This is a genomic window from Pantoea sp. App145 (genome assembly GCF_047947045.1).
Classification (GTDB): Bacteria; Pseudomonadota; Gammaproteobacteria; order Enterobacterales; family Enterobacteriaceae; genus Pantoea.
In genome coordinates this window covers 352,842-366,184 of sequence record NZ_CP133294.1, presented here as the reverse complement: position 1 = coordinate 366,184, position 13,343 = coordinate 352,842, and the positions used below count along the sequence as shown (strand labels likewise).

The window sequence follows — 13,343 nt, the reverse complement described above, 5'->3', positions numbered from 1 at the left end:
CAGTAGTTAGCCGCGAACTCTGTCGCAACAGCCAACGAATCGGCTGACAAATAAATTCACCTGTTCTAGACTGGCCTCAAAGGTGATGGCGTTCCACCTTCTCACAACCGCCCCGTTCGGGGCTGATGACGCCTGATATGACTCTTAATGACTTGAGAGGTATGTCAGGCTGATCAGAATTCACCCAGCCCGCATACTTCCTGCTGCGGGGATACTCCTTTGATACATGTTACAGGCCATATCAATCCTGACAGTGATGCCATCTGTACGGCAGTGGTTACCGCTCACTGGTTAAACCGGCAACATCGTCCCGCTCACGCATGGCGTGCGGGTGAGGCCAATCGGGAAACGCGTTTTATTTTCGCTGAAGCAGGCTTGCCCCTGCCGGAACGACTCATGCTTCCCCTGGCAGGCAAGGATGTCTGGCTGGTCGATTTCACCGAGCCAGCTCAGGGGCCGGACGACCTGGCTCAAAGCAACGTTACCGGCATTATCGATCACCACCGGCTCGGCGGTTTGGTCACCCAGCTGCCGCCAGAAGTGTGGATAAAGCCGGTAGGGAGCAGCGCTACTGTGCTCTGGTTACTGATGGATGAAGCCGATCGTAACAGTCTGGCCTCATCACACGCCATTCTGCTGCTGGGGGCCATCCTCAGCGACACCGTGAATCTGAAGTCGCCAACGACGACGGAAGAGGATATTCGCACCGTTACCCAGCTCTGCGTTCGAACCGGCATCAACCGTAAAACCTTCGGTCGTCATTTATTGAGCGCGAAAACCGACCTTGCCGGACTGTCACCCCAGCACCTGCTTGAGAAGGACCTCAAAGCGTTCGTGATCGCGGGTACGGATGTTCGCATTTCGCAGATCGAAGTGATGAACCAGTCTCAGGTTTCTCATCTGATTACCGCACTTTGTGAGGAATTGCAGCATCAGGTCACACAGTCCGGGGCTGGGCTGGGTGTGCTGATGGTGACAGATATCACCGACAATTTTTCCACGCTCTATTTTGCCGGTCGGGCACTGAAAGATGTCGGGCCCTGCTCACTTCCGGGGATGCTCAGCAGGAAAAAACAGCTGTTGCCCTGGCTTCATCATCATCTTGAACAAAGCCGGGGGTGAAGCATGAAATCTTATACCCATGCGCTGGTGCTGGTTCACGACCAGCAGGATGGCGCGTTGCTGCTGAATCATGCTGCTGTGCTGGCACAGCAGACGGGAATGAAAATCACGCTGGCACATATCAGCGAAGACTATCGCGAAATGAATTACGTATCCGACAGCGTCATGGATGACAAGGTTTCGCAAGACATTATCAGGGCGAAATCATGGTTGAGTGAACTGGTCAAGGCCGCACCGGTGGTGGTTGATACCTGCGAGCTGGTAACAATCAACCGATTCGAGGATGTGGATCAATGCATTAAACAGCGGGGTATTGACCTGGTGATTGCCGGACACCGCAATCGTTTCATGGGGTTACTGGCCTCACGCTCACTGGAATACATCAATCATTTGACGGTCGATGTACTTATCAAGCACACCCGTAGCTGAACCGCAGGAGAGAAACATGAATTTTAACATCGACAGAATGACTGCGCGTGAAATTCTCGATTCACGCGGTAATCCGACCGTTGAGGTCGAGGCATTTACCACTGATGACCAGAGCCTCCGTCCCTTCGGGGGCCAGTACCGGAACCCGCGAAGCCCACGAACGACGGGACGGCGAGCACACGCGTTATGGTGGAAAAGGCGTGCAGGATGCGGTGCAGGCTGTTTGCGAAGAGATCAGTGCAGCAGTAGCCGATATTGATGTGCGTGAACAGCGTGTCATTGATAACGTCATGCTCGAATTGGACGGAACAGAAAACAAAAGCCGGTTAGGGGCCAATGCCATTCTCGGCGCATCGCTGGCCGTTGCCAGGCTGGCAGCGCTGGCGACGCGTCAGCCGCTGTATCGTTATCTGGGCGGGCTGCGTGCTAATCTGTTGCCGGTTCCCTGCATGAACATCATCAACGGGGGTGTCCATGCCAGAGGGCAGGGCGCTGACTTTCAGGAATTTATGATAGCCCCGCATGGTGCTGCGAGTCTGAAGGAGGCGGTGCGTCAGGGCAGTGAAGTGTATCAGGCTCTCCGTCAGTTGCTGCTGGAAAAAACCTTTCCGTCGGAGTAGGTGACGAGGGAGGTTTTGCCCCTGCGGTGTCGTCAAATCGTGCGCCGCTGGCATTGATCGTTCAGGCCATCGAGAAAGCGGGCTACCAGCCCGGTGAAGATATCAGTATTTGTATTGATCCGGCATCGAGTGAGTTTTACCGTGACGGCCAATATCATCTGCGCACGGAAAATGCCGCGCTGCGGGCCGGACATCTCAAAACCGGCGCGCCTTGCCGGGGAGAGCGGGTTGAAAAATATAATCAGCTGATGCGTATCGAGCAGGAACCTGGACAGGACGCTCAGTACGCCGGGCTGGGGGCGTTTATCCGCCGCGCCTGATTACACAGGCCGGGCTTCACGGCCCGGCCCTTTATGGGATAAAGCATGCATACATCGACGCTTATTTTATTACGTCATGGCGAAAGTCAGTGGAACCTTGAAAATCGTTATACCGGCTGGACAGACGTGCCGCTGACGCCACAGGGTTATCTGGAGGCTGAGCGGGCGGGCGCGCTAATCAGGAAAGCATCACTGATGCCTGACTTTGTTTGCAGTTCGGTGATGACCCGCTGCATCCATACCTCCTGGCGTGTGCTGGATCAGCTGGATCGCGCATGGTTACCGGTGGACAAAACCTGGCGTCTTAATGAACGACACTACGGGGCGTTGCAGGGACTGAATAAAGCCGCAACCGTTGATACATTGGGTGAAGAGAATGTCTTCCGCTGGCGCAGAACGTTGCACGGCGTTCCACCGGTGGATGAAGAGGCGCCCGCCAGGCTACAGACCGATCCCCGCTATCGACACATTGCCCTGCATGACTTGCCTGCGGGAGAGAGTTTGTACATGACTCTGCATCGGGTGCTTCCGTACTGGCAACAGGTGGTGGTGCCTGAGTTACGGGCCGGTAAAACGGTGTTAATTGTGGCGCATGCCAATTCACTCCGCGCGCTGATGACCTTCCTCGAAAAACTCAGTGACGAGGCGATTACCCGATTACATGTGCCAACCGGGGTGCCGATCGTCTACTCCATGGACAGCGCCGCCAACGTGGTTACGCAGCGCGTCCTGACCTGACCGGGCATCCGGTCAGTTGCTTCATGACATGCGATGACATAAGTCTGGAACAATTCAGAAACCCTTCCTGCCTGGCTTTTCTATATCCTTTTTCCCGTGAAGTTGTGCTTTTCCCCCTTCGCTCTCATTAACGGTAAATCGAGGTAATAAATGAAAAAGTTTCTGGTGCTGGTTGCAGGTTTCGTCTTTATCAGTGCTGCCAGCGCAGCGCCGACCGGTGCATTTATGCAGCGAGTACAGGATCGTTTCAATGCTGCAAATACCAATCATGATGGCAAATTGACGCTGGCAGAAGCGCAGGCGGGTATGCCGCGTGTCGCTCAGCATTTTGCTGAAATAGATACAGCGAAAAAAGGCTATATCACCTTCTCGCAGCTCAGTGCATTTATGGCTGCGAAAAAATAATCAACCCGATGAACGCGCTATCCATGAGGACACTGAGTGTGACGTGCCGGTTTGGGCTGCTGCTGGCAGGCTGTGTACTGGCGGGTTGTAAACCCCAGCAAAATGCTCTCCCACAGCCGGTTCCTGCGGTGTCGGTGAGCATGCCGCAAAAACTCACGTTTGACTCATCAACCACCGTCACCGGCACACTGAGTGCTTCAGCGCAGGTACAGATTACAGCGCGCGTCGCAGCGACGCTGCAATCGGTCAATTTTAAAGACGGCGACCTGGTGCAGGCCGGACAAGTGTTATTTACGCTAGACCCGGCTGCTTTACAGGCACAGCTTAATTCGGATCAGGCCGCGCTGGTGAATGCCCAGCGTGAAACCGACCGCGACCAGGCTCTTTATCCGTCACACGTTATCTCCCTGTCCGCCTTGCAGGACGCGCAAACCGCCAGAGATCAGGCGCTGGCGCAGCGGGATATCGCGCAAATTAATCTCGGTTATACGCGTATTACCGCCCCCTTTACCGGACGCATCGGGCGGCGCACTGTCGATGTTGGTAATCTGGTGGGGACCAGCGGCAATACCCTGTTAGCCACGCTGAATAAAATCGACCCGCTGTATGTCACTTTCAGCCTGAATCAGTCAGACGCGACGCGTTTCGGCATTATCGCCGCACGCAGCGCTGCTGTTGGACAGCAGCCGGTGGATGTCACCATTCCCGGACTGAGTGAGCCGCTGCATAGCACCATCGACTTTGTCGATAACCAGCTCGACAGTGCCAGCGGCAATATCACCCTGCGTGCTACCCTGCATCAGCCGCCCGTTAATCTGCTGCCGGGGATGTTTGTCCAGGTCACGCTGCATGCGGCAGCGCCGGTGATCCAGCTGCAGCTACCGGCCACGGCGGTACAGGGCGACAGTGTTTTCCCGGTTTCTGCGGATGGCACGGTCAGCCGCCTGAGCGTTAAAACGGCTCCCGGCAGCAGTGAGCATGTCATTTTACTCAGCGCAAATGACGCCACACAACGCGTCCTGACCTTTGCCCGGCCTGATTTAGTGGGGAAAAAGGTGAACATCAGCAACGAGGCGCAAAGCCAGCATGATTAAGTTCTTTCTCGACCGACCGGTTTTCGCCAATGTGTTGTCGCTGATTATCCTGATCCTCGGCGCGGTGGCTTTATGGGCATTACCGGTGACGCAGTATCCTCCCATCACTCCGCCGACGGTGCAGGTGGTGACGCACTATCCCGGCGCCAATGCGTAGACATTGCAGGATCAGGTGGCGTTCCCCATCGAACAGCAGGTGAATGGTGTCGAGCACATGCTGTATATGAAATCGACCACCGGCAATGATGGTACCTATACCCTGAATATCACCTTTGCTATCGGCACCGACAGCGACCAGGCCCAGATCCTGGTGCAAAACCGTGTGCAGGCTGCGCTCTCCCAGTTGCCGGATGCGGTGCAGCAGCAGGGGGTGACGGTGCGAAAAAGATCTACAGCCATTTTGCAGTTGTATAGCCTGCAATCGACCGACCCGGCTCAGGACACATTGTTTTTGAGCAACTACGCCACCAATCATCTGCGCGACTCGCTGGTGCGCATACCTGGCGTGGGCGATGTCACGGTGTTTGGCACCGGTAATTACAGCATTCGCATCTGGCTGGATGCGGCGCGCATGCAGCAATATGGTCTGGTACCGGATGACGTGATTAACGCCATCAAAGCGCAAAACCGCAGCGTCAGTGCCGGACAGCTGGGCGCTCCGCCCGTCAACAACGGCCAGCAGATGCAACTGACGCTCAACGTTAATGGCCTGCTGGCCGATGCCAGCCAGTTCAATCAGATCGTGATTAAAAGCAGCACCGAGGATGGCGGCAGGCTGGTGCGTTTACAGGATGTCGGCCATGCAGAGCTGGGTTCATCGAGTTATGCGCAGTTTTTCACCATGGACGGGAAACCTGCAGCGGGGATTGCCATTTCTCAGTTACCGGATGCCAACGCGCTGGACGTTGGCGCTGCGGTCGCCGCTGAGATGCAAAAATTGTCTGCGCAACTGCCGGCAGGGATGCATTATTCACTGCCGTTCGACACCACAACCTTTATTAAGAGTTCAGTCGATGACGTCTACAGCACCTTGTTGATTGCCGGGCTGCTGGTGTTACTGGTGATCGTGGCATTTTTGCAGAACTGGCGCGCGGTGCTGGTACCCGCCACCACGGTACCGGTCACTATTATTGGCACATTCGGGGCTATCTACCTGATGGGTTTTTCCATCAATCTGCTGACGCTGTTTGCCATCGTGTTGGCGATCGGCATCGTGGTTGATGATGCGATCGTGGTGGTCGAAGGCGTGAGTCATCAGATAGAACAGGGATATGCGCCGCGCGAGGCGACGCAGCGCGCCATGCGCCAGCTGCTGGCCCCCATCATTTCTATCACGCTGGTGCTGGTGGCAGTGTATATCCCGGCCAGTTTCTTACCGGGCCTCAGCGGCCAGATGTATCGTCAGTTTGCGCTGGTGATTGCCGTGACCACCTTGCTTAGCGCGCTTAATGCGCTGACGCTGAAACCGGTGCAGAGCGCACAGTGGCTACGACCGGTGAAGCAGGGAACCAAACCCTGGATTTACCGGAAGTTCAATCAGGTTTTCGCCTGGCTGGAGAACGTTTATCTCAACACTGTTCGCCGTTTAATCCGCCACAGCAAAGCGGCGCTTATCAGTGGCATGGTGGTGATCGTGCTGGCGTTAGTCGCCTTCCTCAGAATTCCGACCGGATTTATCCCGCTGGAAGACCAGGGTTATCTGTTAGTGTCGCTGCAACTGCCCGACGCCGTTTCGCTGGGAAAAACCGCCAACGTTACCCAGCGAGTGGAACGATTGCTGAATCAGCAGCCCGGGGTAGACCATGTCGTGGTGATCGGCGGGTTGTCACCGCTCGACAATAATGCGTCCCTGTCCAACGCGGCGCTGATTTACATCACCCTGAAACCCTGGAATCAGCGTGGCAGAAACCAGGATCTGCGTTCAATCTATCTCAATCTGAATAAACAGCTGGCGGGTATTCCCGATGCCAACGCGCTGGTGATTGTGCCGCCGCCGATTCAGGGCGTCGGTAACGGTGGCGGTATGCAGATGATCCTGAGCGAGAATGACGGGCAACGTGATTACCGACATCTGCAACAGGTGAGTGATAATTTTGCCCGGCAGGCGATGGCACTGCCGCAAGTGTCGCGTATGTTCAGCACGCTGCGTGCCGATGTGCCGCAGATCAATGTCACGCTGGATAGAACGCGTGCGGCAGCGATGGGCGTATCGCCTGGTGATGCCTTTGATGCGATGCAACAATATCTTGGTGCCAGCTATGTCAATCAAATCACCCGCGAGAACCATAGCGTGAAAGTTTATGTGCAGGCGCAGTCAGATCAGCGTCTGCTGCAACAGCAAATCTCCGTACTGACGGTCAAAAATGCCAGTGGTGAGCCAGTTTCGCTGGCGACACTGGTCAGTTTCACTCCGACCCAGGGGCCAGCTGTCGCATCTTTATATAATCTCAACCCGGCTGCCACGCTCACCGGAATGCCCGCTTCGGGTTACAGCACCGGGGCAGCGATGCAGGCGGTGGAGGCCCTGGCCAAAGCCACCCTACCGCCGGATATCAGCCTGTCGTGGACCGATATGTCGTATCAGGAAAAAGTGGCCGGACACCGCATTTATATTGCCTTCGCCATGTCGCTGCTGTTGGTTTATCTGGTGCTGGCGGCACAATATGAAAGCTACTGGTTACCTGTCAGCGTAATTCTTGGTGTCCCACTTGCCTTATCAGGTACGGCGATCACATTGTTAGCGCTGAATATCGCTAACAATCTTTATACCCAGATTGGCGTGTTATTACTGGCCGGGCTTGCCGCCAAAAATGCGATTCTGATTGTCGAATATGCCCGCCAGCAGCGCCTGGCCGGGAGCAGTATCATTGACGCTGCACTAACGGCGGCCAGAACGCGTTTCCGGCCGATTATCATGACGTCGCTGGCATTTACCCTGGGCGTAGTACCGCTGATCTTTTCCAGCGGTGCCAGTGCCAGCGCCAGAAAATCACTGGGGATTACCGTTTTTTCAGGGATGTTGTCAGCAACTTTACTTGCCATCCTGTTAGTCCCTTGTTTTTATGTCGTTTTGCAACGTGCACAAGAGGCGTGGCAGGCGCGACGCAAGCCTGTTCATCAGCCCTCTTTATCGGGTGAATGACCATGAGTGATGCGAAAACCGAGTATAAGGCGAAGAAAATCCTCGTTCTGGACGATGAAAATGAACTGCGCAGCATGCTGCAACGCTATTTGAGCGATCAGGGATTTGAGGTCAGAACGGCGGAAAACAGCGCCCGACTCGACCGGTATTTGCAACGTGAGCCTTTTGATTTGCTGGTGCTGGATCTGATGATGGAACCGGAAGATGGCCTGTCCGTTTGCCGCCGTCTGCGCGCGGCGAAATATACGCTGCCTATCCTGATGCTCACCGCACGCGGCGACCCGATAGATCGGGTGATTGGTCTGGAAACCGGTGCTGATGACTATCTTGCCAAACCTTTCCTGCCGCAGGAGCTGGTGGCTCGTATTAAAGCGATCTTTCGGCGACAGGAGTTGCAACGTGGCGTAACGCCCACCGGTTCGGGAGAAGTCTGTTTTGGCCCTTATCGTCTGGATATCACCCGTCAAACGCTTTACCGCGAAGATCAGCTGATGACGCTGAATTCTGCCGAAATGAATTTGCTGATTGCGTTAGCCACCACGCCCAACCGGCCAATCAGCCGCGAAAATCTGCTGAACCGTGCCAGAGGACGTGAGTATGAAGCGCTGGATCGAAGCGTCGATGTGCAAATTTTACGCCTGCGCCAGCAACTTGAAATGCAACCTTCCGAGCCTCGCTGGCTGAAGACCGTCTGGGGCATGGGTTACATGCTGATCGCAGATAGCGAAACGTGAAAAAATTCTGGCCCCGCTCCCTGCTGGCACGTAACAGCGTCCTGTTGATCTTGCTGGTGACATTGACGCAATTCACCACGCTGACGGTGTTTCTGGTTTTTATCCAGAAGCCCCGGGTCAACGACGCCGCATCGCTGATTGCCTCGCAGATCGTGATGCTCGATAAGCTGCTGGCAACGGTACCGGCTACGGATCGTGATCGTTATGTGCAGGCGGTGCAGGGCGTTGCTCAGCCACCGCTACACTCGATAGAAATACCCACGCTGGGCCTGGCCGGATTCTATCGTCGTTATTATCTGAAAGTTTTTCTTGATAGCCTGCATCAGCAACTTCCTGCGGGAATTCAGCTGCGCTGGGAGCAGGCACCGGAAAAAAAACTATGGGTGGAGGTGAAAATCGCCGGGCAGCCGTACTGGGTTGCGCTGGCCGTGGAGCCTTCGAATCATCTTACCAGCCTGATCAGTGCGATTTTGCTGTCAGTGGTGTTGTCCCTGATGGCATTGCTCACCGCTTATGGCCTGCAACGGCGTATCAACCGCCCATTGACATCACTGGCGCGGGCTGCCGCTGACGTCGGCAAGGGTGGGTGGCCGCGTCCCTTATCGCCGGAAGGGCCGACTGAAATCAAGACGGTCAGCCTGACGTTTAATCGCATGCTGGCTGGTCTGGCCGAGATGGAGAATACCCGGGCGCAGATGCTGGCCGGAATTTCTCACGACCTGCGCACGCCACTGACCAAGCTACGGCTGGCGCTGGCAATGAGCGGGCAGGGAAAATCTAACCAGGATGACGTTGGCCGTTATTTTGATGATGTTGATAACATTCTGCAGCAATTTATTGATTATGCCCGTGGCAGCGCGGCTGAGCTGACCCAGCCGGGTGATATCAATCAGATGATTACCGAACTGGTCCATGATTTTACCGGGCTGGGACAGAACTTTAGCCTGAACCTTGCCCCTCTGCCGGTGTTCCTGTTCCGTCCGGTCAGCGTGATGCGCCTGCTGACCAACCTGATGCAAAACGCCGCCAAATATGGCCGGACAGGATTAGAGGTTGCCAGCTGGCGGGAACACAATACCGCTAACATTGCGGTGCGCGATCGCGGTCCCGCCGTGACAGAGGAAGAAGTATTGTTGATTACCAAGCCTTTCCATCGCGGAAAAGGAGCTGCTGCCCGGCATAACGGCTCCGGCCTGGGACTCGCCATCGCGCGCCAGATTGCACAGCAGCATGGCGGCGATCTCAGCGTCAACCGCCGGGCAGGCGGCGGGCTGGAGGTGAGGGTTACGCTGCCTTTGGTGTAACGCTCTTTGTCACGATCCGTAGTGGCGCAATTAATCGCGCAAGGTGTTTAATTAACAGAGCAGCGGGTGATACGGGTTGCCTTTTTCCTTGCACCCATCATCGCTCCACCGGACATACTATTCTCAGAGATAAACAGGCCTCTGAATATGATATTCACCTCTCCTTTATGATATATCCCACCCCGATCAAAAAAATCACTTTTTAAGCTATGATTTCGTCTGGAAATGAATTATTAAATGGCTGTCAGTCACCTTATTCTGATAATAAACGCATATTTATGACCATTTAATTTTAACCTGGGAAGAGTAATACTGTATGACGACTATATCTTTAAACCCTGCTGTTAACATTTTAGCTCCACAAATTACAAATAATTTATCATCTCAAAAACAGAAATATTACGCTCAAAATGCAGCTAAATTGCTAGAAAGTAGTCTGCCTAGCCCGAACGAAACAACAAATGAAATTGATAATTTATTGTTGGGGGAGAATGAAAACATTCGGGATCTTTATTGCGTTACCTTCATAGGTTATTCCGGGCAGAAATACGAAGACTTTGCAGGCGTAAAGGAAACAATAAAATCAAAGCTGGAAGGATGCCTGCGCGATAATCCGGATAAACAGGTAGTTGTGGCATGCGGAGGAACCAGTGTTGGCATAGGCGGCGTTTATGATGTCGTGGCTGGGGATGCTTTTCTTAAGAACAACATCAAATGCATTGGTATTGTTTCTGAATTAGCCTCCGAACAGGATTTATTTCAGGATAGGGATGATTTTAAGGTGGGTATCGTGCGTGTTCCTGATCCTAAACAATCATGGCAGACAAAATTGACTGATGGTGACCAGGAATATCAGGCTATGCTTTATCCGGCACACAAATATGGAGGAGAAGTCATGGCGTTTGGAGCAGGCGGCATCGGTTATGAAGAAGTTAAAGAAGGAATAAATAAAGGTATTGAGACAACGATGTTTCCGTCTCAACCGGACAGAACCCTGCTTCAGGAAAAGATTAATGCAGGCAAAAAGTTTGCTGATTTATGTCCCCTGCTACATCATGAGTTTGGGCTTAATGGTTAGACATTAAATTTTCTACCGAAGGTGGTTTATAAGTATCATCGACAGTTATTATTCCTGTTGTGTAAAATTGCCTGCCATATTTTAAAAATTTTCTTGAAAAGAAACTTCGAATTCCAGTCCTTTTTGCCCATAACCCGATCCGTTATGGGCATTTTTTATCACGTTCAAGAAATTTCCGGGATTTTGCTGTTATTCATCTTCGATCCTGACTTTATCACCCGCCGCATCCTCGATCGCTTTCCGCAGTTTTTCCGCTGTAACCTCATCGAGGTGAGCAATCACGCCGGGTTCAGTCGCCATTTGAGCATCCTGTAAAGCCCAGCCTTCAGTGGACATCACCGCAAATATCGCTTTGGCGATTCCCGGCGGGTTAGGGCGGGCATTAAACACGACTTTTTTCATTGTTTGCACCTTTGTGTAAAAACATTTGATTAGCCTGAACCCATTAAAAGCCCGGCGGCACTGACCGATGTGCTGAGCCATCAGCCGCAGGTGTTTTCAACCAAAATGAATCCGCCCTAAATTTACCGAAAGGAGGTGTTGATAGAATGTGAACAGAACAATGTCGCAGCGAAAACTATCCAAATGCCCAGGCAACCCGTGCCAGTTAAATCCGGAGTCTCCCGGAAAAGGCTTTTATTTCCTCTCGCTGCGTTTGCCACCTTCAGGGTTGCTGGCTAACTTGATTAAAAGACCCTGGAAAATGACCCAACGTTTTCCCTGTGCATCACTTTGCTGCTCAGGTCCGGCGACCATCAGCTTCTGATGTGAGCGCCAACACGAGGCAACACAATATGAAGGATAAATCCTCTGCTCCCGCCATCGATCCTGCATTTCAACACGTCGTTTTCTGATGCTGAGCAATCCGCGGCTGGCTAATCTGCTGGATGAAACTATAGGCACGGGCTGGAGAAACGATCTGACTCAGCTCAGTGCGTTGGCCACACTTGCCGATGACGATGCTCTGCAACAGGCGTGGCGCGCCATCCGTCATCACAACAAAGCGGCGCTGGCGGGACGCATCAGCAACCTGGTCGGCATCGACGTTGCGCCCGAAGTGAAACCCGGCACGACCAACGCCTGTGGACACGCATGTCGATTCTCAATTGCGCCCACTCCGGGATCTTTTCATCAGATCGCGCTATTGGCGAATATTGCCAGCAGATTTGGCAAATACCCAGCATGTAGCGACGCATTTCAGAGCAGTTTTACTGATTCAACTCCTGTAACAACCGGGTGTTGATATACAACTTCTCACGCCCGACGTTCATTTCTTCAAGCACACCGATTTCTACTAACTGCTTCAGATAGGATGATGCCGTCTGACGTTTTGCGACGCCGTGTTCAACCAGGTTTTCAATGCGGCAATAGGGCTGTGCAAAGAGCACCTGAAGTAATTCATGGGTATAGATTTTAGGCAGTTTTTCCCGTACATAATCAGTCGCGTCCGCCAATAGCGCGCGTACAATCGCGATTTTTTTTGTTGTCCATCGTGCGGTGTTTTCCACTGCTTCCAGCATAAAGAGGATCCATGCTTCCCAGTTCCCCTCTGCGGTCACGCTGCGTAGCAAGGTGTAGTAATCATCACGTCTCTCAAGGATGAAACGAGAAAGATAGAGGATCGGCAGTGACAGTAATTCAGTCTGGATCAGGTACAGGATATTCAGGATTCGGCCTGTACGCCCGTTCCCGTCGGGAAAGGGGTGAATGCATTCGAACTGGTAGTGGGAAATCGCCATTTTCACCAGCGGATCGATGTCATCTTCTGCGTGTATGAAACGTTCCCAGTTTGCCAGCAAGTCACGAATGGCGGATTCACCGACAGGCGGCGTGTAAACCACATCATGGTTCTGGTCACGCAACACCGTACCCGGTGTCCTGCGGATATCGGTTTGAACAGCGCGTAACCGGGTACAGATCGATATCGCAGTGTTGGTACAGAGTGGATGCGTTGCCAGCTGGCTATAGCCCTCAAACAATGCGCTGCGATAGCGTAGTGCTTCCTTCGTGGCGGGATCGGCATGTTCGGCGCGGTCCGCAAACTGGAATAGCTGGTCGCTGGTTGTCACAATGTTCTCGATGCGGGAAGAGTCCTTCGCTTCCATAATTGGCAGGATATTGATCAGTAAACCCTGATCGGGAATCAATTCTCCGGCGGTTTTCAGCTCTGCAATTGCCGCGCGTGCACTGATGCACGCTTTGAGCACTGCGCGTGTTTCAATGCGATCAAGGTCGGGTGGAAGTAAAGGGAGCCCATTGTAGGGCGTTTCTGGTTGCCAGCGCATATGTTTAAGAAAACCAATTTTATCGACATATCGCCATAATATGTCGATGCCATAAACATGTCACGGCCATAT

General features: G+C 53.4%; 10 protein-coding genes, 4 pseudogenes and 1 riboswitch. Of the genes and pseudogenes, 12 read left to right on the top strand and 2 right to left on the bottom strand.

Translation table 11 applies throughout. From position 1 onward, the window contains the following. The first annotated feature begins 72 nt into the window (after nt 1-72). Nucleotides 73-142: riboswitch (Fluoride riboswitch) on the top strand. A 77-nt stretch (nt 143-219) separates the two neighbouring features. The 10 genes and pseudogenes from RCF31_RS28260 to RCF31_RS28215 all read left to right on the top strand — a co-directional run bounded on the left by RCF31_RS28260 (nt 220) and on the right by RCF31_RS28215 (nt 10,986). Beyond that, complete coding sequence (locus tag RCF31_RS28260; protein ID WP_416414689.1) at nt 220-1,122, top strand: DHHA2 domain-containing protein; 903 nt, start codon at nt 220-222, stop codon at nt 1,120-1,122. A gap of 3 nt (nt 1,123-1,125) precedes the next feature. Next, nucleotides 1,126-1,551, top strand: coding sequence for a universal stress protein (locus RCF31_RS28255; protein WP_299453305.1), 426 nt, complete (start codon nt 1,126-1,128; stop codon nt 1,549-1,551). 16 nt (nt 1,552-1,567) lie between these two features. Continuing rightward, nucleotides 1,568-2,491: pseudogene (eno, locus tag RCF31_RS28250) on the top strand (phosphopyruvate hydratase). A gap of 45 nt (nt 2,492-2,536) precedes the next feature. Beyond that, nucleotides 2,537-3,229, top strand: coding sequence for a 2,3-bisphosphoglycerate-dependent phosphoglycerate mutase (locus RCF31_RS28245; RefSeq protein WP_416414688.1), 693 nt, complete (start codon nt 2,537-2,539; stop codon nt 3,227-3,229). A 150-nt stretch (nt 3,230-3,379) separates the two neighbouring features. Beyond that, nucleotides 3,380-3,634 (top strand): EF-hand domain-containing protein, encoded by a 255-nt coding sequence (locus RCF31_RS28240; protein ID WP_084879488.1) that lies wholly within the window; start codon nt 3,380-3,382, stop codon nt 3,632-3,634. A gap of 38 nt (nt 3,635-3,672) precedes the next feature. Further along, the gene (locus RCF31_RS28235; protein WP_416414687.1) at nt 3,673-4,728 is read left to right on the top strand and encodes an efflux RND transporter periplasmic adaptor subunit; all 1,056 of its coding nucleotides are present in this window, start codon (nt 3,673-3,675) and stop codon (nt 4,726-4,728) included. Then, nucleotides 4,721-7,870: pseudogene (locus RCF31_RS28230) on the top strand (efflux RND transporter permease subunit). The gene RCF31_RS28235 and the pseudogene RCF31_RS28230 overlap by 8 nt, the downstream one beginning before the upstream one ends. A gap of 2 nt (nt 7,871-7,872) precedes the next feature. Next, entirely contained in the window at nt 7,873-8,604 is a 732-nt protein-coding gene (locus tag RCF31_RS28225; RefSeq protein WP_416414686.1) for a response regulator, read from the top strand. Then, complete coding sequence (locus RCF31_RS28220) at nt 8,601-9,908, top strand: ATP-binding protein (RefSeq protein ID WP_416414685.1); 1,308 nt, start codon at nt 8,601-8,603, stop codon at nt 9,906-9,908. The genes RCF31_RS28225 and RCF31_RS28220 overlap by 4 nt, the downstream gene beginning before the upstream one ends. Before the next feature lie 316 nt (nt 9,909-10,224). After that, on the top strand, nt 10,225-10,986 hold the full coding sequence (locus RCF31_RS28215) for a hypothetical protein (protein ID WP_416414684.1): 762 nt from the start codon (nt 10,225-10,227) through the stop codon (nt 10,984-10,986). 189 nt (nt 10,987-11,175) lie between these two features. Here the strand turns inward: RCF31_RS28215 and RCF31_RS28210 are convergent, their stop codons facing one another. After that, nucleotides 11,176-11,388 (bottom strand): hypothetical protein, encoded by a 213-nt coding sequence (locus RCF31_RS28210; protein WP_416414683.1) that lies wholly within the window; start codon nt 11,386-11,388, stop codon nt 11,176-11,178. Nucleotides 11,389-11,839: 451 nt separating this feature from the next. On the opposite strand from RCF31_RS28210, the pseudogene RCF31_RS28205 reads away from it, so the two are divergent. Next, nucleotides 11,840-11,983: pseudogene (locus tag RCF31_RS28205) on the top strand (glycogen/starch/alpha-glucan phosphorylase); the annotation flags it as partial. Between the two features lie 59 nt (nt 11,984-12,042). Beyond that, nucleotides 12,043-12,174: pseudogene (locus RCF31_RS28200) on the top strand (glycogen/starch/alpha-glucan phosphorylase); the annotation flags it as partial. A gap of 20 nt (nt 12,175-12,194) precedes the next feature. Here the strand turns inward: RCF31_RS28200 and fic are convergent. Next, entirely contained in the window at nt 12,195-13,271 is a 1,077-nt protein-coding gene (gene fic, locus RCF31_RS28195; RefSeq protein WP_299453338.1) for a protein adenylyltransferase Fic, read from the bottom strand. Between the last annotated feature and the right edge of the window lie 72 nt (nt 13,272-13,343).